Source organism: Microbacterium sp. MMO-10 (assembly GCF_037148715.1).
GTDB lineage: Bacteria > Actinomycetota > Actinomycetes > Actinomycetales > Microbacteriaceae > Microbacterium.
On the sequence record NZ_JBBCSV010000004.1, the window covers coordinates 331,870 to 352,488 of the forward strand.

A 20,619-nucleotide genomic window follows, 5' to 3' on the forward strand; every position below is an offset into this window, starting at 1 on the left:
CTCAGAACGCGTTCAGTCCGGTCAGCGCCCGCCCGAGCACCAGCTGATGGATCTCATCGGTGCCCTCGTAGGTGCGCACCGACTCGAGGTTCGCGGCGTGGCGCATGACCGGGAACGCGCCGGTGATGCCGTCGCCGCCGAGGATCGTGCGCGCCTGGTGCGCGATCTCCAGCGCCTCGCGGACGCTGTTGAGCTTGCCGACCGAGATCTGCGCGGGCGTGAGCGCGCCGCGCTCCTTGAGGCGCCCGAGGTGCAGGGCCAGCAGGATCCCCTTCTCGACCTCGAGCAGCATGTCGGCGAGCTTGGCCTGGGTGAGCTGGTTGGCGCCGATCGGCTTGCCGAACACCTGACGGGTCGTCGAGCGCTCGAGCGCCGCCTCGAGGCAGCTGCGCGCTGCGCCCATCGCGCCCCAGACGATGCCGTAGCGGGCCTCGTTGAGACACCCGAACGGGCCGGACAGCCCGCGGGCGCCGGGCAGGAGCGCGTCGGCCGGGAGGCGCACGCCGTCGAGTGCGATGTCGCACTGCACCGAGGCGCGCATGGAGAGCTTGCCGGCGATCGGCGTCGCGGTGAAGCCGGGGGTGGCGGTCGGCACCAGGAAGCCGCGCACGGCCTGGCCGCCCTCGCCGAACGACGGATCGTCGACACGCGCCCAGACCACGGCGACGTCGGCGAGGGAGGCGAGGCCGATCCAGCGCTTGGCGCCGTCGATGACCCATGCGTCGCCGTCGCGGCGAGCGGTCGTCGTCATCGCCGCGGGATCGCTGCCGCCCTGCGGCTCGGTCAGCGCGAAGCACCCGACGAGCTCGCCCGCGGCCATGCCGGGCAGCCACCGCTGCTTCTGCTCCTCGGATCCGTACTTCGCGATGGCGCTCATGGCGAGGGATCCCTGCACGGACACGAACGTGCGCCACCCGCTGTCGGCCGCTTCCAGCTCGAGGCAGACCAGCCCGTACGAGACGGCGCCGGCGCCCGCGCAGCCGTAGCCGCTGAGGTGCATGCCGAGGAAGCCTGCCGCACCGAGCTCGGGGATCAGCTCGCGCCGGAAGTGCGCCTTCTCGAAGTCGTCCTCGATGATCGGAAGGATCCGTTCCTGCGCGAAGGCGCGCGCCTTCTGCTGCCAGTCGCGCTCCTCCTCGCTGAGCAGGGCGTCGAAATCGAAGACCGCGTCGATCCTCGGTGCGCGGGGGAGGGGTGGGGTGGTCATGAGGGGTCCTTCCGGGGGTGCCAGTCGGCGCCGGCGGCGGCGTCGAGGGCCGGCGGTGCGGTGCGGTAGCGGGCGGGGGTGGCGCTCAGCCCGATGGGGCTGGCGATCGTGCGGGAGGCGCCGAGTCCGACCACGGTATCTAGGCCCAGCGCCTCGGCGAAAGCGATCGCCTCGGCGACGTCGTTCACGAGGCCCGCAGGGATCCGGGCCGTGCGGAACCGCTCGATCCAGGCCCCGGCGGGAGCGGCGGCCAGCGCGGCCTCGATCTCGGCGGTCAGGGGCTCGCGGTGGGCGACGCGGTCGGTGTTGGTCGCGAAGCGCGGATCCTCGGCGAGCCCGGGCCGTCCGAGCGTCGTCGCGAGCGCGGCGAACTGGCGGTCGTTCCCGACCGCGATCACGAGGTCGCGGTCGGCCGCACGGAACAGCGCGTAGGGCGCGATCGAGGGGTGCGCGTTGCCGAGCCGCTGCGGGGACCGGCCGGTCGCGAGCGTCGATGCGGCCTGATTGGTCAGCGCCGAGAGCAGGCTGTGCAGCAGGTTCACCTCGACCCGCTGCCCCTCGCCGGTGCGGTCGCGCTCGCGCAGGGCGAGCAGGATCCCGTTCACCGCGTTCTGCCCGCAGAGGACGTCGACGAGCGCGACGCCCGCCTTCGTCGCCGGGCCGTCCGGATCCCCGGTGATCGACATGAGGCCGCCGACCGCCTGCACGAGCAGGTCGTAGCCGGCGAGCTCGGCCCCGGCGCCCGCGCCGAAGCCGGTGATCGAGCAGTACACGACCGCGGGGTTGCGCGCCCGCACGGCGGCGTGGTCCAGCCCGAAGCGCGCCATGACGCCCGGGCGGAAGTTCTCCACGACGACGTCGGCGGACGCGGCGAGGCGGAGCGCCTCCGTGCGTCCCGCCTCGGTGGCGAGGTCGAGTGCGACCGAGCGCTTGTTGCGGTTCACGCTGCCGAAGTAGGTCGCGGTGCCCTCGGCGTCGACCGGAGGGCGCCAGTGCCGGGTGTCGTCGCCCGCCGGCGGCTCGACCTTGATCACGTCGGCGCCGAAGTCGGCGAGCGTCATGGTCGCGTAGGGCCCGGCGAGCACACGGGAGAAGTCCGCGACGCGCACGCCGTCGAGCGGCCCGCGCGGTTCGTTCCTCTGCTCGCTCACGCGTGCCGCCTCACTCGGCCGCGACGCCGACGAGCGCGGCTTCGGGCGACATCGCGCCGGACGAGGCGAAGCCCGCGTCGATGCGGCGCGCGGTGTCGGATCCGATCCGCACCCCTCCGTCGACGTGCATGTAGCCGGCGCCCTGGATGTCGGAGCTCGCGAAGTACAGCGGGCCGACCGGCCGGTTCTGCAGGTGCCCCCAGCGGCTGAGCCCGCCGAGGTCGTAGCTCGAGGCGTAGGCGCCGCGCGTGTAGCGCTCGCTGCCCCAGTCCGAGAGGAAGAAGGCGAGGGGATGCCGCGCCTCGTCGCCGAAGTACGCCGCGAACGAGTCGAGAACGGCCCGGCGGCGCTCGGCCTCGGGCAGCGCCCAGGCCTCCTCCGCGCGCGCTCCCGCGATGAATCCGACGAGCGTGCCCCGCTCCTCGTGCGGCGAGGTGTTGTCGTAGACCTCGCAGACCAGCTCCCGGGATCCGAAGCCCGTGCCGCTCAGGCCCTCTTCGCGCCAGAACGGGCGCTCGTACGCGGCCTGCGCCTTGATCACGAGCCCCATCGACTGGTGCTGGTGCGCGACCTGCTGCAGCCGGGGCAGCGCGGGGACGTAGTCGATCGTGGAGTAGAGGTTCGGCGGTAGTGCGATCACCGCGGAGCGCGCGTGCACCCGGAGCCCGTCGCCGATCGCCACGACCTCCCCCGGAGCCCCGTCGGCTGTCGCACTCCACTGGATGCGACGCACCGGCGTCGACAGGTGCACGACCTCGTCGCCCAGTTCCGCCGCGATCTGCTCCGAGACCGACTGCATCCCGCCGACCACCCGCTCGTCGAGCAGCAGCCCCTCGTCGATGAGGTTCTCGAACGACTCCGCGGAGGCGACCATGAGCATGGCCTGCAGCACCGAGAACGCGTGCGACGGCTTGGTGAGCATGCCCGCCGCGATGTAATGGTCCACGATCCGGATCGCCTCCTCGTCGTCGGAGAGCGACGCGAGCCAGCTGCCGAACGGCATGCGGTCGAGCTCGCCGGCGCGCGGGTGGTCCCAGGGTGCGTCGACGTCGAGCTCGGCGGCGAGGGCGTCGAGCGCCGCGACGAGCCGGTCGATCTCGGCGAGGGTCTCGTCGCCGACGGGGAAGGATCCGGTGAAGGCGCGGCGCTCACCGTCCGGGCCGAGGTACACCGAGTTCCCGTCGCGGTAGCGCGAGAAGGTCTCCTTGCCGAGTTCGGCCAGGAGCGCCTTGAGCGCCGTCTGCTCCACGGAGATCCACTGCCCGCCGAGTTCGAGGAAGGAGCCGTCGATCGTCTGCGACCAGGTGCGGCCGCCCACCCGGTCGCGGGCCTCGAGCACTGCGACCGTACGGCCGGCCTCGACCAGCCGGCGCGCGGCCACGAGCCCGGTGATCCCGGCTCCGATCACGACGACGTCGCGGTCGATCCGGGTCGTGGCGTGCTCGGCGGGCCTCTCGCCGGGGGCGGTGGCCTCGTCGGCGAGGTCGATCGCGGGCGTGCTCATGGCGGTCCTTTCCCGTCGATCCGCTCGGGCTTCCGCGCGTCGCTGCGCGGTGCGGCGGATGACGTCACGATGCTAGGGTCCCCGGCGCGCACCGGACGAGCAGGGGAGGCGTATCGTTTATTTCTGATCTGTTGGCACTTGTAATATGAGACAAGCGATCCGGATCCATGTTCATTTACGAGGCCGGGAGAAGCCATGCCCGATGACCCCGCACGGCTCGCGCGGACGACGGGGCGCGCCGCCGCGGCGCGCGGGCGCGGAAGGCCGCGGGAGCGGATCCTGGACCGGGACCGGATCGCGGACGCCGCCTTCGCCGAGATCCGCTCCGCGGGCCTCGGCGGGATGACGATGCGCGCGCTCGCGCGGCGGCTGCGGGTGTCCCCGGGGGCGCTCTACAACCACGTCCCCTCGCGCGCCGCGGTCCTCGCCCTGCTGCAGGAGCGCTTCGCCGCGGGGATCGATACGTCCGGCTTCGGGGTCGAGCCGCTCCGCGAGGCCCTCTCACGATGGGCGTGGAGCTATCTGAACCGGCTGCGCGAGCGTCCCGAGCTCGTGCCGCTCATCGTCGCCGTGCCGCTCGCGCACACCCCGTACACGTCACTCGTGTACCAGCGGGTGGCCGCGGGATTCTCCGATGCGCACTGGCCCGAGGAGAGCATCGTCGCGTCCCTGAGCGTGCTCGAGACCTTCATCTTCGGCGCCGCGCTGGACACCCCGACGCCGGCGGGCGTGTACGAGCCCCGGGATCCGGAGCGCTCGCCGCTGCTCGCGCGCGCCTCCGTCGCCTTCGCGAGGGTCGCCGAGGAGCGCGCGCTGAGCCCGGGCGACCTGCTGTTCGAGATCGGCCTCGATTCCCTGCTCACCGGGATGCACCAGCTCTGGGGCGCCGCGCGGCGGGCTCGCGCCTGAGGAGTGCGGCTCTGTTCCGCGGTCGCGATGATCGGATCCGCGGTCATGCGGAGATCCGCGGTCATGCGGAGGTGTGCGCGGTCGTGCTCAGGTGTGCGCGGTCGTGCGGGCTGGGCATGCGTCTCGCTCGGAACTGTACGGGTGCTTCGGACGGAATGCGTGAATTCGTCCGAGCGAAGCGCACATCTCCGAGTGAGGCGCACATCTCCGAGCGAGGCGCACATCTCCGAGTGAGGCGCACATCTCCGAGCGAGGCGCACATCTCCTAGTGAGGCGCACATCTCCGAGTGAGGCGTGGAGGCGTGCAGCAGTCCTGCGTCATCGGCCCCGGGCTGCGGCGGCGGGAGACGCCATCCGGCGGAGCACGACGAGCAGCCCGGCGAAGCCGAGGACGTTGGCGGCGACCATGGCGATGACCAGCCAGACCGCGCCGCGGTCGTAGGCGAAGCCGAGCGCGGCGCCGGCGAGCAGCAGTCCGAAGCCACGGGCGGAGGCGAGCCAGCCGAACGCGATCGCGCGTGAGCCCGAGGAGACGAGTTCGGTGACGACGGCCTTGACGGTGGAGTCGAGGACCCCGCTCACGAGGCCCCAGACCGCGACGCCGATCCAGAGCAGCGCGACGTCATCGGTGAAGGCGATCGCGGAGGCGAGGGCCGCGGCCGGGATGAGCAGCAGCACGCGGGCGCCGAAGCGGTCGTAGGCGCGGCCCACGACCAGGCCGCTCGCGCCGTCGACGAGCATCGCGACCGCGAAGAGGATCGGTACCAGTGCGTCCGGGAGCAGTCCGTGCGACTGAGCGTGGAAGGCGAGGAGCGGGAAGGAGGCCGTCCCGATCGACAGCACGGCGATCACGGCGACGTAGAACCAGAACCGGCCCGGCAGGGGAGGGCGTCCGGAGGGAGTGCGCGTGACCACGTCGCCGGGGGCTCCGGCGGCGTCGGCGCGCTCCGCGGGTGCGGTGCTCGCGCGCTCGGGCTGCTCGTAGACGAGCGGGTCGGGCACGCGGTGGCGCAGCCAGAGCAGCAGGGCCAGCACGAGCGCACCGGGCACGATGAGCACGCCGAACGCGAGCGCGTAGTCGCCGTCGCGCCAGCCCAGGACGGCGGCGAGCAGCAGCGGCCCGAGCACGGCCCCGGTCTGGTCCAGCGCCTGGTGGACGCCGAAGGCGCTCCCGCGACCGGTGCTCGCCGAGGCGTAGGACAGGAGCGTGTCCTTCGCGGGCGACCGCACGGCCTTGCCGAGGCGCTCGGTGCCGTAGAGGAGCAGCGCGGGAGCGAGCATTCCTGTCACGCCGATCAGGGGGACGCTGAGCACCGTCAGGGCATAGCCGACGATGGTCCAGGTCCAGTAATGGCGAGTGCGGACCGTCGCATAGCCGGTGACCACGCGCAGCCCGTAGCCGATGAACTCGCCGGCGCCGGCGACGACCCCGACGAGGGTCGCCGACGCACCGAGAGTGGCGAGGTAAGGGCCGATGATGCTCCGCGCCCCTTCGTACACCATGTCCGCGAGGAGGCTCACGATCCCGAACGCGAGGATGAAGTGCCACGGGCGCAGGCGGACGGCAACGGTCCCGGTCGGCGGAGGCGGGGCGGTCATGACGCGTCCTCCGGGGATTCCGGCACGGCCGGGTGCACGAGGAAGGGGATCATCTCGCGACGACCGTGAAGTCGTCGAGGTTGCGGAGTTCCTCGCGGACGTGCGCGGCAGCGTGCTCGGAGATCCGGGCGGCGCCGGCGAGGGTGGTCTCCTCGACGTGGATCGTCGCGGATCCCGTGAGCCGGTGTCCCATCCAGCGCAGCTGCACGCGGTCCACGTCGACGATGTCCGGCGTCTGCCGGAGGGCGCGTTCGGCCCGGTCGACGAGGGCGGGGTCGATCGCGTCCATGAGCCGGGCGCCGATCGATCGGAGGGTGCTCCAGAGCAGGACGAGGATCGAGATCGCGATGATGAGCCCGATGATCGGGTCGGCGAGCGGGAAGCCGAGGAGGACGCCGATCGCGCCGAGTACGACGGACAACGAGGTGAAGCCGTCGAGACGGGCGTGGACTCCGTCGGCGACCAGCGCGGCGGATCCGATCCTCCGGCCGACGCGGATCCGGTAGATCGCGACGGCCTCGTTCCCCGCGAAGCCGATCAGTCCAGCGGCGACGAGCAGCCAAGGCGCCTCGACGGGGCGGGGATGGATGAAGCGGTCGATCGCCTCGGCTCCGGCGATCACGGCGGAAAGCGCGACGACGAAGACGATGAACAGGCCGGCGAGATCCTCCGCGCGCCCGTACCCGTAGGTGTGCCGGCGGGTCGCCGCACGGCGTCCGAGCACGAAGGCGATCCACAGCGGCACGGCGGTGAGGGCGTCGGCGAAGTTGTGGATGGTGTCGGCGAGGAGGGCGACCGATCCCGTGACGACGACGAGAGCGGCCTGCAGGATCGTCGTGCCGAGCAGCACGAACAGGGAGATCTTCAGCGCGCGGACGCCCGCGCGGCTCGCTTCGAGGGCGTCGTCGATCGAGTCCGCCGCATCGTGCGAGTGGGGGACGAACAGGTCGTACAGGAATCCGCGGACCCCGCCGTGCGGATGGTCATGGTCGTGCTCGTGGTGCGGGTGATCGTGCTCGTGGTGGAGCTCATGGTCGTGCCCGTGCTCGGGGGAGCGGTCGTGGCCGTGTTCGTGGCCGTCGTGCTGGTGTCCGTGTGCGTGCTCGTGTTCGTGGTCGAGTCCGGGGGTACGGTCGTGCCGGTGGACCCGGGCGTGCTCCGGATCGGCGCTCGGACTCATGAGCCGGTGCCCGTCGCCCGGTGGTGGTGGGGGACCCCGCCGTCCGACACGGTGTGCTCGGCCTGCCGCACGGCGTCGTTGACGAGCTCGGAGGCGTGCTCATCGGCGAGACGGTAGAACACCGTCGTGCCCTCGCGACGGGTGAGCACCATCCGCGCCAGACGCAGCTTCGCAAGGTGCTGCGACACCGCGGCCGCGGGTTTGCCCACGGCGTCCGCGAGCGCATTCACCGAGAGCTCGGCGCCGCCGCGCAGCGCGAGGATGATCCGCACCCGCGTGGCATCCGCGAGCATCGCGAACACCTCCACCGCGAGCTCGACGAACTCCGACTCCGGCCCCAGTCCGCAAATCTGCTTATCTACGTGCACACGCAGATTATGTCATGGGCGTTCGACGGCTCCGCGGTCGGACTCGCGGACCCCGTCACGGGCACTCCCGGAGCGAGGTGAGTCGGGTTCGCTCCGCCCGGACCGAAGCGGGGATGATGGATCCATGGCCGATTCCCCCTCCTGCGGTCCCGACTGCGCCTGCGGCGCCCCGCCGCGCTCCGTTCTCACAGGCGACCGTGCCGTGCTGCCCCTGCTCGGCGCGCCGAGCGCGGACGAGGAGAGGGCCGCCGGGCGGCACCTGATCGCTCAGGCGCGGGTCCCGGCCGGATCCTTCGTCATGGGCGACTCCTCGGGCGACGAGAACCGCGGTGATGGCGAGACTCCCCGGCACCGGGTCGCGCTGGAGGGGTTCGAGATCGACGCGACCACGGTCACGAACGCCGACTTCGCCCGCTTCGTCGGGGCCACCGGGTATCGCACCGAGGCCGAGGTCTTCGGGTTCTCGGCCGTGTTCCACCTGGCCGTGAGCGCTCCCGACGCCGACGTGATGGGCCCCGCCGCCGGCACCCCGTGGTGGTACGGCGTGCGCGGCGCGGACTGGGCGCACCCAGGTGGATCCGGTTCGGATCTGGACGGGCTCGCCGACCACCCGGTCGTGCACGTGAGCTGGAACGACGCGGTGGCGTACTGCGCCTGGGCCGGCCGGCGGCTGCCCACCGAGGCGGAGTGGGAGTACGCCGCCCGCGGCGGGATCGACGGGGCGAAGTATCCCTGGGGCGACGCGGAGCCGGATGACGGCGGCTGGCGCACGAACATCTGGCAGGGCGCGTTCCCGCGGGAGAACACCCTCGACGACGGCTGGCTGACCACCGCTCCCGTGCGGGCCTTCGCCCCGAACGGCTACGGCCTCTTCCAGCCGGTCGGCAACGTCTGGGAGTGGTGTGCGGACTGGTTCGATCCGCGAGCCTACGAGCGGTCGGCCGAAGCGGATCCGCGCGGCCCTTCGCTCGGTGCGGCGCGGGTGCTGCGCGGCGGCAGCTACCTCTGCCACATCTCCTACTGCAACCGCTACCGCAACTCCGCGCGCAGCTCGAACACCCCCGACTCGTCGATGGGCAACGCCGGGTTCCGCACCGTCTCGCTCCGAACGGAGAACGCATGAGCACCAGCCGCTTCCCCCGGCGCGTCTACGACCGCGGCGAGGAGCCGGACGCCCGGTTCACCCTCGCGAACGAGCGCACGTTCCTGGCGTGGATCCGCACCTCCCTCGCCCTGCTCGCGGGCGGCGTCGCGCTCGAGGCGCTCGGGCTGGGCATGCACGCCGGCTTCCGGCACGCGGCGTCGATCCTGCTGATCGTGGCGGGGCTGCTGACCCCCGTGCAGGCGTGGCTGGGCTGGATGCGCACCGAACGGTCGCTGCGGGAGTCGACGCCCCTGGGCCCGCCGTGGATCGCGATCCCGCTGGTGATCGTCGTCGTCGCGACCGGCGTGCTGGTGCTGCTCGGGGTGCTGCTGGCGTGAGCGGGGATCCGGAACGGGTCTTCGACCCCGGCTTGCAGCCCGAGCGCACCGCCCTGGCGTGGCGGCGCACGGCGCTCGCCCTCGCCGGGGGATCTGTCGTGATCATGCGGATCCTCCCGTCCGTGATCGGCGGGGCGGCGCTCGTGCTCGGCTTCGCAGGGCTCGCCCTCGCCGTGGTGGTGCTGGTCGGCTCGCATCGGCGCTACCGGCGCCAGCATCGGGCGCTCACCTCGACCGAGCCCGTCGTGCTGCGCTCGGGCTGGCCGGTCGCCGCGCTGACCGGCGCGACGCTCCTCGTCGGCGTGCTCTGCCTGCTGTTCGTGCTCGGCCGGGGCTGAACGCCGCGGCGGCAGAGCCGGAGGGCGTACGGTGGCGAGGTGGAGACTCTCGACCCCCTGCCCGACCATCCCGCTCCCGACAACCCGCAGGGCAAGCTCGTGCTGCTGCGCCACGGCGAGACCGAATGGTCGCGCAGCGGGCGGCACACGGGGCGCACCGACATCCCGCTCACCCCGCGCGGAGAGGAGCTGGCCCGGCTCGCGGGAGCGCTCGTGACGGGCTACGACTTCCGGCTCGTGCTGTCCTCGCCCCTGCAGCGCGCCCGCCGCACGGCCGAGCTCGCGGGCTTGCACGCCGACGTCGACCCGCTGCTCGTGGAATGGGACTACGGCGGCTACGAGGGGCGCACCACCAAGGACATCCGCGCCGAGCTCGGCTACAACTGGAGCGCGTTCACGCACGGCGTGATCCGCGGCGAGACCCCGGGGGAGACCGTCGAGGAGGTCGCCGCGCGGGCCTCCCGGGTGCTCACCCGGGTGCTGCCGGCGATGGTCGACGGCGACGTCGCGCTGATCGCCCACGGTCACTATCTGCGGATCCTGACGGCGGTGTTCCTGCGTCAGGCGCCGCGCTTCGGCGCCGCGATCACGCTCGATGCCGGATCCGTCTCGGTGCTCGGCTTCACCCGGGAGCAGCCGGCGATCCTGGCCTGGAACCACGGGCCGCAACTACCGCTGGCGCCGTCCGAGTCCTGAGAGAAAGATTCGATGCTGGTTATCCACAGATCTCGTTCTCGCCCTCTGACCGCCGCACGTGCGTTCTAGTCTGAAGGCATGACCAGAACCGCCGATTCGTACCTCGTCCGCAGCGACGAGATCGTCGATCGGTGCCGTGAGCTCGACCGTCGGATCGCGGCGCTCGAGGCGGAGAAGTCCGCGCTGCTCGGGCAACGCGTGCAGCTGCTGCTCGACGAGGTGCCTCCGGGCGCCGCCGGGTTCGAGAGCGCGGAGCGGTCGATGTTCGCCGAGGTGGCCGCCGCTCTGCACATCTCCCGGGCGGCGGCCTCCCGCGCACTCGCCACGGGCTGGTCGCTCGGCGACCGCTTCCCGCAGACGCGGGCCGCGCTCGCGACGGGCGAGATCTCGCTGCGGCACGCGGCGGTGATCGTCGCGGGCGCCGCCGCCCTGGACCTCGCCGATCGCGACGCGCATGCCCGGTATGAGGGCCTCGTGGTGCCCTATGCGGCAGCGGAGACCGCCCCGCGGACCGAGGCGTTCGCGAGGTCGGCGGCGGCATCGGTCGCCCCCGAGACCGTCGTCGAGCGGCATCGCCGCGCTCGGGCCGACCGCCAGGTGCGCGTCACCGATGCCGAGGACGGGATGGCGTGGCTCGAGATCCTGCTGCCGTCGCCGCTGGCGCATGCCGCCTACGACCGGGTGTCCGCGATCGGACGTCAGCTCCGGGTCGTCCGCGCCGCGCAGGACTGCGGCGCGTTCTCCGGCCCGCGCGCCCCGCAGCCGGGGCAGGCTCCCACCGACGACGACTGGCGTCGTCTGACCTCGTTCGAGAGCATCGTCGACGAGCTGCAGGAGCCGCTCACGGATCCGCGCAGCCTCGACGAACTGCGGGCCGACATCGTCTCGGATCTGCTGCTCACCGCCGACACCGACCTGCTGACGCAGAACGGGGTCGACGGGATCCGGGCGACGGTCCAGGTCACGATCGCCGCGTCCACCCTCGCGGGAGCCGACGATCGGCCCGCCGAGCTCGACGGGCACGGGCCGATCGACCCCGACATCGCCCGGGCGCTCGCGGGAGGGGCAGGGACGTGGGACCGGCTGTTCCTCGATCCCCGAGGGATGCTCACCCGCACCGACACCTACGCACCGACCGAGCGGATGCGCCGCCTCCTGCGCGCGAGAGACCGGCACTGCCGGTTCCCAGGCTGCCGCATGCCCGCCCGCAGCTGCGACCTTGATCACAACCACGATCACGCCCTGGGCGGACCGACGGACCTCTGCAATCTCTGCTGCCTGTGCGAGGGGCATCACGCGCTGAAGCATCCGGACCTCGACGACCGCTGGCGGTGGACCGCGGCGCAGGGGCCCGGGGGAGTGATCACCTGGACCAGTCCCGGGGGACGGATCTACGCCGACACTCCGCCCCCACGTGTCCAGTTCGTCTGATCCCACCCCCACAATTGAGTCGTCCCCCTGAGCACGGCCTATGGCTCGTGCTCGGGGGGACGACTCGGAGGAGAAGGATTCAGGGCCCGACGCCGCCCGCTACAGTGAGCGCATGACCGCCCCACCGGCGTCCCGGCGCCCGTTGCTCATCACGCTCGTGGTCGTGCTCGCCGCGCTGAACGGCATCGGCAGCGCACTCGTCGGAACGCTGATCCTGCTGAGCCGGTACGACGTCCCCGCGGACGACGTGCTCGCGGTGTCGCTGATCGGCGCCGCCGTGATCCTGTTCGGGCTACTGACCCTCGCCATCGCCGGCGGCATCGGGCGCGGCAGCCGCCTCGCCCGGCTGCTGGCGTCGCTCTATCTCGGCGCCCAGCTGCTGCTCGGCGTGCTGACCTTCACCCTCACCGACTGGGACTGGTGGGGCGTGGTCGGGATCGCCCTCGACCTGCTCACGCTCCTGGCGCTGTGGCTTCCTCCCGGGGCGCGCTATTTCGCGCGTCCGGCGCAGGGTACTGATCCGGGCTGAGCGCACGCAGCACGAAGCGGGTGTGCACGAACCGCACGATCTCGATGCCGCAGATCGTCAGGATCGTGATCGTCGCGACGAGGTAGGCGGCGTCGCGCCCGGGATCCACGAGCGCGAAGAACGTCGTCGCCAGGGGAACGGTGAACACCACGACGAGGGCGAGGAACATCGCCCCGATCACGAGCACCTTGAGGCGCGTGACCGGGCGGGACAGCACCGTGAGCACCCAGATCCCGACCACGGCGAGGATCAGTGTCGCGCCCGTCCTCAGCCGGTCCGCCGGCACGCCGAGATCGGTCGCGAGGCGCGCGTACACGGTCAGGGCGAGTGCGATGAGCACACCCGCCGGGATCGCGAAGCTCAGCGAACGGCGCAGGAACCCGGGCAGGTAGCGCCGGCTGTTGGGCATCAGCGCCAGGAAGAACGCGGGGATCCCGATCGTCAGGCCATCGGTGATGGACAGCTGCCGGGGCAGGAACGGGAACTCCATCACGAGAACGCCGAACAGGATCGCGAGCCCGGTCGCGTAGGCGGTCTTGGTCAGGAACAGCATCGAGACGCGCTCGATGTTCGCGATCACCTGCCGGCCCTGGGCGACGACGTCCGGCAGGTGCGAGAACTGCCCGTCCAGCAGCACCAGGCGCGCGACCGCCTTCGTCGCGGGCGAGCCGGAGTTCATCGCGATGCCGATGTCGGCCGTCTTGATCGCGAGGGCGTCGTTCACGCCGTCGCCGGTCATCGCCACGACGTGGCCGTGCGACTGCAGCGCCACCACCATGCGCTTCTTCTGCTCCGGCGTGACGCGGCCGAACACCCGATGCTCGTCGAGCACCGTCGCGAGTGCGGCGCCGTCGTCGGGGAGGCTGCGCGCATCGAAGCCGTCCGCGGCGTCGAGCCCGACCTCGCGGGCGATCGCCGCGACCGTGCGCGGGTTGTCACCGGAGATGATCCTGATCCCGACGCCCTGCTCGCGGAAGTACGCGAGCGTGTCCGCGGCATCCGGGCGCACCTGCTCGCGGAAGGTGAGCACCACCACGGCCGCGAGGCGCTCCGGCAGGGTCTCCGCCGCGATCTGCTTCTCGGTCAGCGCCGTCCCTGCTCGGGCGAGCACGAGCGTGCGGCGGCCCGTGTCCGCGAGCCGCGACACGACCGCCCCGAGCGGGTCGGCCGGGTCGGCGGCGGCGTCGCCGAACACCATCTCGGGCGCGCCGAACACCCAGGACTCCCCGGTGCCGGGGAACGACACCGCGCTCCACTTGCGGGCCGAGGAGAACGGGATGGTCGCCGGCTCTGCGCTTCCGGGTTCGGCGACGGGGAAGGCGTCGCGCAGGGCGCGGGCCGTGGCGTTGGCGTCGGGGGCGGCGGCGTACCAGCCCAGCACGGGCCGCCAGCCGGCGGAATCGGTCGTCTCTCCGGGGCCGGCGGCGACGGGGTGGGCCTCGTCGAACGCGATCTCGCCCACCGTGAGGGTGCCGGTCTTGTCCAGGCACACGACGTCGACCCGCGCGAGGCCCTCCACGGCGGGCAGCTCGTTCACGAGCACCTTCTGCGCAGCCAGGCGGGCGGCGCCCACGGCGAACGCGATGCTCGTCATCAGCACGAGGCCGAGCGGGATCATCGCGGTGAGCGAGGCGATCGTGTTCACCACGGCCTGCACCCACGCGCCGGTGCGGAACGCCTTCTCGTAGCCGCCGGCGACCATGACCTGCGCGTTGAACACGATCAGCCCGATCGGCCCGATGAGCCAGCTCATCCAGCGCAGCACCCGGTCCACCGAGGTGCGCAGCTCGCTCGAGACGAGGGAGAAGCGCTTGGCCTCGCCGGCGAAGCGATTGGCATAGGAATCGGCGCCGACCCGGATCACCTGTGCCCGGGCGGACCCCGCGACCACGATCGAGGCCGACAGCAGCTCGTCGCCCGGGTGCTTGTCGACCGGGTCCGACTCGCCGGTGAGCATCGACTCGTCGACCTGCAGCGCGCGCGTCGTGAGCACCCGCGCATCGGCGGCGATCTGGTCGCCCGCGCGGAGGATCAGCACGTCGTCGAGCACCACCTCTCCGGAGGCGATGTCGCGTTCCTCGCCGTCGCGCAGCACGGTGGCGTGCGGGGCGTTCAGCAGGGCGAGCTTGTCGAGCGCGGCCTTGGCGCGGAACTCCTGGATGCAGCCGATGATGGCGTTGCCGAAGGCGGCGAATCCGAACAGCGCGTCCTGCCACCGGCCCACGAGGAACAGCACGAAGAAGCACGCGAACACGATGCCGTTGAAGAGCGTGAAGACGTTCGCCCGCACGATGTTCCAGGCGCTGCGGCTGGTGTCGGCCTGGAAGGCGTTGTCGCGCCCGTCCGCGAGGCGTGCGGCGACTGCGGCGTCGTCGAGACCGGTCGCCGGGTCGGTGTCCGGGGTCGCCCGCGGTTCGGTCGCGGGTGACCCGGCAGGCGACGGTGCGGTCATGCGTCAGACCTTGTCCGCGCGGTTCTGGCGCGCGGGGAACAGGCTCCGGCCGCGGAGCAGACCTGCGGAACACCCTGCACATCGACCTGGAACACGCGGCCTCCTTCCGACGCCCCCAGTATTCCGCAGAGCGGGGCGCCGTGGGGAGGCACCGGTCAGTCCGCGTCGTGCGTGTCGTCGCCGTGGTCGTCCGCGGGAGGGACCGGCACCGCGGGGATCGCTCCGGTGTGCCCCTCACTCGCGTAGTCGGGCCGCGGCGGCTGGCGACGCTGGTGCGCCCCCTCGCCGCCCAGACGCCCGCCGTACGGACGGCCGTGGTCGGCGAACTCGTCCCGGACGAAGACGAAGCGCCACTCGCCCGCGGTGAACCGCGCGCCCGTGTGCAGCGTCTCGACCGGTCGCCCCTCCTCCTCGGCGGCCTTCGCGATGTTCGCGCTGGTCTGCCCCTGCCCGATCATCTCCAGGTCGTAGTCGTCGTATCCGTCGTGCCGGATGACCGCGTGCACCGCCGCGAGCCCGGCGAGACGGATCTGGCAGTCCGTACCGGATCCGATCCGCGTCTCGTCGTCGACGATCTCGTGCACGAACCGGGCGTCGTCGGATGTGATCAGCAGATGCGGGTGTCCCGCACCCCAGTCGGCGTGCGTGGTGGTGCCGCGCTGCTCCTGCGTGTTCATGATCGGGCCTCCTTCGCGGAGGCCGGGCGGCACGGACGCTGCTCCAGGACGTTCAGCCGTGCGTCGCCCTGGTCTCTCGCATACCGCGATCGTAACCCCGTCGGCAGCGCACGGCGCCGGATCCGGAAAGGCCGTGCGCGGGAGCCGTAAGCCCGGGGTCGCGGGGCGGGCGGGGCTTCCGGGTCGTCGAGCGAGCGGAGCGAGACGAAACGCGGTGCCCTCGAAAGAGCGCCGCGTTTCGTCTCGCCCGGCCTTCTGCCGTGCTCGCTCAACGACCTCGGGTGGGGGCATTCGCCATCTCGTTCGCCGGGTCGCGCGGACCCTGAGCGGCCTCAGCCGTGGTGGTCGTGCTGATGGCCCTCGTCGTGACCGTGCGCGTGCCCTCCGTCGGAGCCGTGGCCCGCGCCGTGATCGTGCCCGCACCGGCACTCGCCGTCGCCGCAGGCGCAGGCCGCGCCCTTGATCGTGCGGGGGGCGTCCAGCGAGGGGTTGCGGTCGAAGAACCCGAACGGCTTGAGCCAGAACGAGATCGTGTCCGCCGGCATGATCGGCCAGTCCTCGGCGCGGGTGATGTGGTGGATCCCGAAGTTGTACCAGAGCACCACGTCCTCGTCGACGAGGTTCTCGTCGTCCGCGATCCACGCCGACATGCCGTTGTGGAGGTCGTCGACCGACTGGGTGGGGTAGTCGCCGGCCGGCCAGAACTGGTCGTCGTGATGGCGGGTCACCCAGAGGGTCTTGCCGATGACGGGGTTGCGCTTCAGGATCGGCGACGCCTCGTCGAACATCGCCGGGAACGATGCCGAGGGCACGAGCTTGTAGGCGACGGGCGCGCCCCAGGCGTTGAGCTTGCTCGGGTTCTGCACCTTCCAGCCGCGCTGGCGCTCCCAGTCGAAGCTGCGGCCCGCCTCGGACTCCGAGCGGATGACCGTCGCCCGGGTGTTGAGGTCGAGGCCGAACGGGTTCGACTCCGAGATCGGCGCGGGCATCGAGTCGGATTCGATGACCGTGTTGCCGCCGCCGTCGACGTCCAGGTCGAGCCGGGCGATGAGGAAGTGCTGATGGAACGGCGCGTAGGTGCGGGTGTCGATCGTGGTTCCCGTGGCCTTCGCGGTCTCGCCCTCGGCCATGGGGGTCGTCACCATGATGCCGGTGGCGCGCACCTCGCACTCGATGTTGCCGTCCTGGTAGAACCGCCAGTACACGAGGTACTCGTAGTTGGCGACGGTCGCGTGCACCGAGACGACGAACCGCCGCTGCCGGCGCACCTCCGTGCCCGCATCGGGGTCGACGTGCTTCCACAGCACGGCGTTGTCCTCCTCGTGCAGGCAGATCGCGTTCGTGATCGTCCAGGGCTGGCCGGCCGTGTCGGGCAGCACCGCGTCGAGGTAGGTGATCTCGCCGAGGCAGTCGCAGCCGAGCTCCAGCGAGGTGCACATGTAGCCGAGGCCCCACTCGCCGACGTCGAACGCCGTGCGGCGGTAGTGGTCGAAGCTGGAGTCGCGGTACGGCACGATCATCTCGGCGAACGAGAGCCGGTAGGCGACCTCACGGCGGGTGCCCTGATCGTCGAAGCCGACCTGGTAGATCACCGGCCCCTCGCGGTAGTTGAAGCCGAGACGGAAGTCCCAGTTCTGCCACTGGATCCGGGATCCGTCCACCGTGAACGAGACGCCCTCGGGCTGCACGATCTGCAGCGGCTTCAGGTCGGTGCGCGGCGTGATGCCGGCGAGCTCGGGCACGTACTCGCCGTGCACCTCGGGGAAGCCGAAATCGTGGTGATCCTCGATCTCGAGCACCTCGAGGGTGTTCATGTCGACGATGATCTTCAGGCCGCTCACCGGGTGCGCGTACGGGTTGCCGTCCGGTGTCGCCCGCATCCACAGGTCGACCCAGCCGAGGCGCCGATCCCGCCATTTGTCGGGGATCACCGCGCCCCCGTAGGTCCACACGTCGAAGAGCACGAGGTCGACGTCGACGCCGCGGGCCTCCAGGGCGGCGCGCACCTCGGGGTTCTCCTTCATCGCGTGGTCGCAGTCGTGGTACTCGTCGATCGTGAAGTTCGGGGTCACGCCGGGCACGTGCGTCCACGACTCGACGGCGTCGTCGGTGAGGTTGACCACGGCCTCGTACACCTCGTTGGTCTGCTTGCGCCAGAGCACCGAGAGCGACCGGCGCACGACCGGATCCCCCTCGCGCCAGGCCTTCACCTCGGCCTTGGGCGGCTCCTTGAGGATGATCGACGCGTACCGCCAGCCGGCGTCGACGCCGTGCTCCCGCGCGAGCGCGGCGGCGGTGGCGGAGAACTCGGCCCCGGTGAGCGAGTCCAGGGGGTGAGGTGAGGTCATGCTGCTCCCCGTTCGATCGTTCCTGGGCGCGCCTCATCGCGCATCCCAGCGGACTTCGAGTCTGCCATCACCGCCCGTCGCGGCGCGAGAGGCGCGGGTCCCGATCTGCGGGGCCCTCAGCGGTCGAGCAGCGCCTCGAACTCGGCCTTGACGTCGGCGCGGTACGCGTCGACGTCCAGGGTCGCGGCCGGGACGTCGCCGTCGAGGAACGCCGTCATGCCGGCCGCCAGCGCGTCGTCGTCCTGCTCGACGATGCGGATGGCGCCGTCGGGGAGTGCTCCGTAGACGGATCCGAACGCCGTCGAGACGATCGGCAGCTCGCAGATCGCGGCCTCGAGCAGCACCATCGGCTGCCCCTCGTACAGGCTGGACAGGACGAAGCAGTCCGACGCCGCGAGCAGCGCGTACGGGTTGCGCTGCGCGCCGGTGAGGAAGACGGCCTCGCCGAGACCGGCGTCGTCGATCTGCTGCTGCAGATCGGCGCGCAGCGGGCCCGCGCCGACGATGAGCAGACGCGATTCGGGGTGGGCGGCGTGCACCTTCTCGAAGGAGCGGATCAGGCGGGCGTGGTTCTTCTCCGGGCTCAGCCGGCCGACGGTCACGAACCAGCGCAGCTCGCCCTCGTCGGCCTGGAGCGCCTCGTACCAGTCGGGCCGCGGCGGGATCTCCTGGTCTGCGGCCTCGAACTGCGCGTCCGACTCGGCGAAGAAGTCGCTGAGGGGGCGGCGCGCGCCGCGGGTGACGTGCTCGACGTCGGGGAAGTTGCGCACCGTGCGGAAGCGGTCCGCGGGGGCGTACTGGGCGAGTTCCGCACGGTTCAGCCGGGTGAGCTGGTGCGACACCGACACGAGCTGGTCGTACTCCGAGTACATCGCGAAAACGGCCCCGAGACCCCGCTTCATGCTGGCGCGCCCGTTCACGGTGCGCTCGCGGTCGGAGGCCATCTCGTTGTGCATCCAGATGGCGCGCACCGGACCCGGGCCGCCCTCGCGCGGCGCGGGGGCGTGCAGCAGCAGGGTGGTCCACAGCGGGCCGTAGCCGCTGAAGTCGGCGACCCAGTCGAAGCGCGCATCGCCGAACACGCGCATCCACTCGTCGTTCCACAGGTTCTCGTGCCACGGCTCGGTGCCGGGGGTGCGCGGGGATCCGCGCCAGTCGTCGATGCGGCGGCGCAGGTGCACGGCCTTGGATCCGTTCATCCCCCCGATGCGGAACACCTGGCGCACCTCGGCGGGGATGCGCGCCTGCGTCAGCGGGTCGGTGCTGAGCCGGCGCTTCGGCAGCAGGGCGGTCACGTCGTAGCGGCTGTGGTCGATCGCGCCGAGCAGGTTCAGCGCGCTGGTGGTGATGCCGTTCGGCTTCATGCCGCCGAGGTAGACGAGAAGGCGCTTGCGGCCGTCCTCTGAGGCGGAGCGGGCGCGATAGCCCTCGCGGGCGCCGCCGAACACGATGTCGACCACGCGGGCGGTCGCCCCGCCGTCGTCGAAGGGGGTGAACCGCTCGGCCCATGAGGCGTACTGCGGGTGCGGCTCCGCGCCCTGCAGCAGCGCGGCGAGGGCGCGGCCGGTTCCGGCGGCGTCGGCGTCGACCGGGCCGGGCAGCGTGTCCAGCGGCATGTAGGTGCCGCGGCCCGAGGAGTAGAGGTCGGCGTCGGGCGTGAAGAACGCGATCGGCCGGCCGGTCGCGAGATAGTCGAAGAAGATCGACGAGTAGTCGGTGACCAGGCCCGCCGAAGCTCCGAGCAGCACGTTGGTGGGGATCGTGTTCGGGGCGAGCGAGCGGGCGAGCGCCGGCCGCGACGCGGCGCGGGCATGCACGATCTGGTGCGTCTTCAGCACGACGACGTACTCGTCGCCGACTCCCGCCTGCAGATCGGCCAGCTGGGCGGCCAGCTCGTCGATGTTGTCCTCGGGGTCGTCGAAGGAGCTGCCGCGCCAGGTGGGCGCGAACAGCACGATCGGCTTGCCGTCGAGCGCGACGCCGCTGCGCTCGAGCTCGGCCCGCACCGATGCCTCGTCGGCGGCGTCGAGCCGCTGACGGTCGATGCGCGGATACCCCTCCTCGATGAGCGTGCCGGGGTAGACGTTGGTGAGCCGGTAGGCGCCCTCGTACATGGTCTCGGCCATGAACGGGTTCGCGGCCAGCAGGTAGTCCGACATCAGGAAGTTGCGCAGCGTATTCGCCGACTGCACGGCGCCCGCGGGCATGTCGAAGCCCATCAGCTTGAGCGGGGTGCCGTGCCAGGTGTTCAGATAGACCTGACCCTCCCGCTTCCCGAACCAGGTGGGGAACGTCGCGTTGTTGATCAGCCAGCCGCTGACGGCCAGCGCCTGACGGTAGGACGCGGATCCGCGGCGCACGAACGAGACGCGGCGGTCGGAGCCGAACTCGGCGCGGAAGCGCTCGATCGCGTCGTCGTCGGCGATCGCCCAGACGTGGGTGAGGTGCGCATACGCGGGGTCGGCGAGCAGGTGGCGGAAGATCGCCTCGGGGTTGCACAGCATGCCGTTGCCGGCGAACGACTCGTACAGCACCTGATCGGGGCGCACCGGACGGGAGCGCCAGAACGCGATGCGCTCGGCCTCGACCGCCCGCTTCAGGCGTCGGGCAGTGGACTTCAGGCGCCGCGCGGAGGAGGAGAGGGACACGCAACAAGGATATTGGGCGCACGCCGAGCGAACGCTCGGAGAACGTCGGGTGGACGGACGGTGACGGGGCGGCCCGTTGACAGGGACCTCGGAGCAGCGG

At 71.8% G+C, this 20,619-nt stretch carries 17 protein-coding genes; 7 read left to right on the forward strand and 10 right to left on the reverse strand.

Annotated elements, in window-relative coordinates; all coding sequences use genetic code 11:
* Position 1 precedes the first annotated feature (1 nt).
* From WFJ17_RS14265 to WFJ17_RS14275, 3 genes are read right to left on the reverse strand one after another with little or no spacing between them, the layout of a single operon-like run.
* Positions 2 to 1,207 carry an acyl-CoA dehydrogenase family protein gene (locus tag WFJ17_RS14265; protein ID WP_336648760.1) on the reverse strand — a complete coding sequence of 402 codons (1,206 nt, stop codon included), beginning with the start codon at positions 1,205 to 1,207 and terminating at the stop codon, positions 2 to 4.
* Positions 1,204 to 2,358, reverse strand: a complete 1,155-nt coding sequence (locus WFJ17_RS14270; RefSeq protein ID WP_336648761.1) for a CaiB/BaiF CoA transferase family protein — start codon at positions 2,356 to 2,358, stop codon at positions 1,204 to 1,206. The genes WFJ17_RS14265 and WFJ17_RS14270 overlap by 4 nt, the downstream gene beginning before the upstream one ends.
* Before the next feature lie 10 nt (positions 2,359 to 2,368).
* On the reverse strand, positions 2,369 to 3,862 hold the full coding sequence (locus tag WFJ17_RS14275) for a flavin monoamine oxidase family protein (RefSeq protein WP_336648762.1): 1,494 nt from the start codon (positions 3,860 to 3,862) through the stop codon (positions 2,369 to 2,371).
* A gap of 195 nt (positions 3,863 to 4,057) precedes the next feature.
* Here WFJ17_RS14275 and WFJ17_RS14280 point away from each other — a divergent pair, with 195 nt between their 5' ends.
* On the forward strand, positions 4,058 to 4,771 hold the full coding sequence (locus WFJ17_RS14280; RefSeq protein ID WP_336648763.1) for a TetR/AcrR family transcriptional regulator: 714 nt from the start codon (positions 4,058 to 4,060) through the stop codon (positions 4,769 to 4,771).
* A gap of 318 nt (positions 4,772 to 5,089) precedes the next feature.
* On the opposite strand, the gene WFJ17_RS14285 is transcribed toward WFJ17_RS14280, so the two are convergent.
* Genes WFJ17_RS14285 through WFJ17_RS14295 form a run of 3 tightly spaced genes read right to left on the reverse strand, consistent with a single transcriptional unit; the run spans position 5,090 to position 7,918 of the window.
* The gene (locus WFJ17_RS14285) at positions 5,090 to 6,370 is read right to left on the reverse strand and encodes an MFS transporter (RefSeq protein WP_336648764.1); all 1,281 of its coding nucleotides are present in this window, start codon (positions 6,368 to 6,370) and stop codon (positions 5,090 to 5,092) included.
* A gap of 49 nt (positions 6,371 to 6,419) precedes the next feature.
* Positions 6,420 to 7,550, reverse strand: a complete 1,131-nt coding sequence (locus WFJ17_RS14290) for a cation diffusion facilitator family transporter (protein WP_336648765.1) — start codon at positions 7,548 to 7,550, stop codon at positions 6,420 to 6,422.
* Positions 7,547 to 7,918 carry an ArsR/SmtB family transcription factor gene (locus tag WFJ17_RS14295; RefSeq protein ID WP_251446379.1) on the reverse strand — a complete coding sequence of 124 codons (372 nt, stop codon included), beginning with the start codon at positions 7,916 to 7,918 and terminating at the stop codon, positions 7,547 to 7,549. The genes WFJ17_RS14290 and WFJ17_RS14295 overlap by 4 nt, the downstream gene beginning before the upstream one ends.
* A gap of 124 nt (positions 7,919 to 8,042) precedes the next feature.
* On the opposite strand from WFJ17_RS14295, the gene WFJ17_RS14300 reads away from it, so the two are divergent.
* The 6 genes from WFJ17_RS14300 to WFJ17_RS14325 all read left to right on the forward strand — a co-directional run bounded on the left by WFJ17_RS14300 (position 8,043) and on the right by WFJ17_RS14325 (position 12,394).
* Positions 8,043 to 9,041: a formylglycine-generating enzyme family protein gene (locus tag WFJ17_RS14300; RefSeq protein ID WP_336648766.1), complete on the forward strand. Its 999-nt coding sequence runs from the start codon at positions 8,043 to 8,045 to the stop codon at positions 9,039 to 9,041.
* Positions 9,038 to 9,400: a YidH family protein gene (locus WFJ17_RS14305; protein ID WP_251446382.1), complete on the forward strand. Its 363-nt coding sequence runs from the start codon at positions 9,038 to 9,040 to the stop codon at positions 9,398 to 9,400. Before WFJ17_RS14300 ends, WFJ17_RS14305 begins: the two co-directional genes overlap by 4 nt.
* Positions 9,397 to 9,738, forward strand: coding sequence for a YidH family protein (locus WFJ17_RS14310; protein WP_251446385.1), 342 nt, complete (start codon positions 9,397 to 9,399; stop codon positions 9,736 to 9,738). Before WFJ17_RS14305 ends, WFJ17_RS14310 begins: the two co-directional genes overlap by 4 nt.
* Positions 9,739 to 9,777: 39 nt before the next feature.
* On the forward strand, positions 9,778 to 10,434 hold the full coding sequence (locus WFJ17_RS14315) for a histidine phosphatase family protein (RefSeq protein WP_251446388.1): 657 nt from the start codon (positions 9,778 to 9,780) through the stop codon (positions 10,432 to 10,434).
* A 78-nt stretch (positions 10,435 to 10,512) separates the two neighbouring features.
* Complete coding sequence (locus WFJ17_RS14320; RefSeq protein ID WP_336648767.1) at positions 10,513 to 11,865, forward strand: HNH endonuclease signature motif containing protein; 1,353 nt, start codon at positions 10,513 to 10,515, stop codon at positions 11,863 to 11,865.
* Positions 11,866 to 11,977: 112 nt separating this feature from the next.
* On the forward strand, positions 11,978 to 12,394 hold the full coding sequence (locus WFJ17_RS14325; RefSeq protein WP_336648768.1) for a hypothetical protein: 417 nt from the start codon (positions 11,978 to 11,980) through the stop codon (positions 12,392 to 12,394).
* Here the strand turns inward: WFJ17_RS14325 and WFJ17_RS14330 are convergent.
* The 4 genes from WFJ17_RS14330 to WFJ17_RS14345 all read right to left on the reverse strand — a co-directional run bounded on the left by WFJ17_RS14330 (position 12,318) and on the right by WFJ17_RS14345 (position 20,519).
* Positions 12,318 to 14,846: an HAD-IC family P-type ATPase gene (locus WFJ17_RS14330; RefSeq protein WP_336648769.1), complete on the reverse strand. Its 2,529-nt coding sequence runs from the start codon at positions 14,844 to 14,846 to the stop codon at positions 12,318 to 12,320. The genes WFJ17_RS14325 and WFJ17_RS14330 overlap by 77 nt on opposite strands.
* Positions 14,847 to 15,001: 155 nt before the next feature.
* Positions 15,002 to 15,523: an FHA domain-containing protein gene (locus tag WFJ17_RS14335; RefSeq protein ID WP_295034876.1), complete on the reverse strand. Its 522-nt coding sequence runs from the start codon at positions 15,521 to 15,523 to the stop codon at positions 15,002 to 15,004.
* 332 nt (positions 15,524 to 15,855) lie between these two features.
* On the reverse strand, positions 15,856 to 17,871 hold the full coding sequence (locus WFJ17_RS14340) for a primary-amine oxidase (protein WP_251446402.1): 2,016 nt from the start codon (positions 17,869 to 17,871) through the stop codon (positions 15,856 to 15,858).
* Between the two features lie 116 nt (positions 17,872 to 17,987).
* A complete protein-coding gene (locus tag WFJ17_RS14345; RefSeq protein ID WP_336648770.1) occupies positions 17,988 to 20,519 on the reverse strand; it encodes a glycosyltransferase in 2,532 nt (843 codons plus the stop codon).
* Between the last annotated feature and the right edge of the window lie 100 nt (positions 20,520 to 20,619).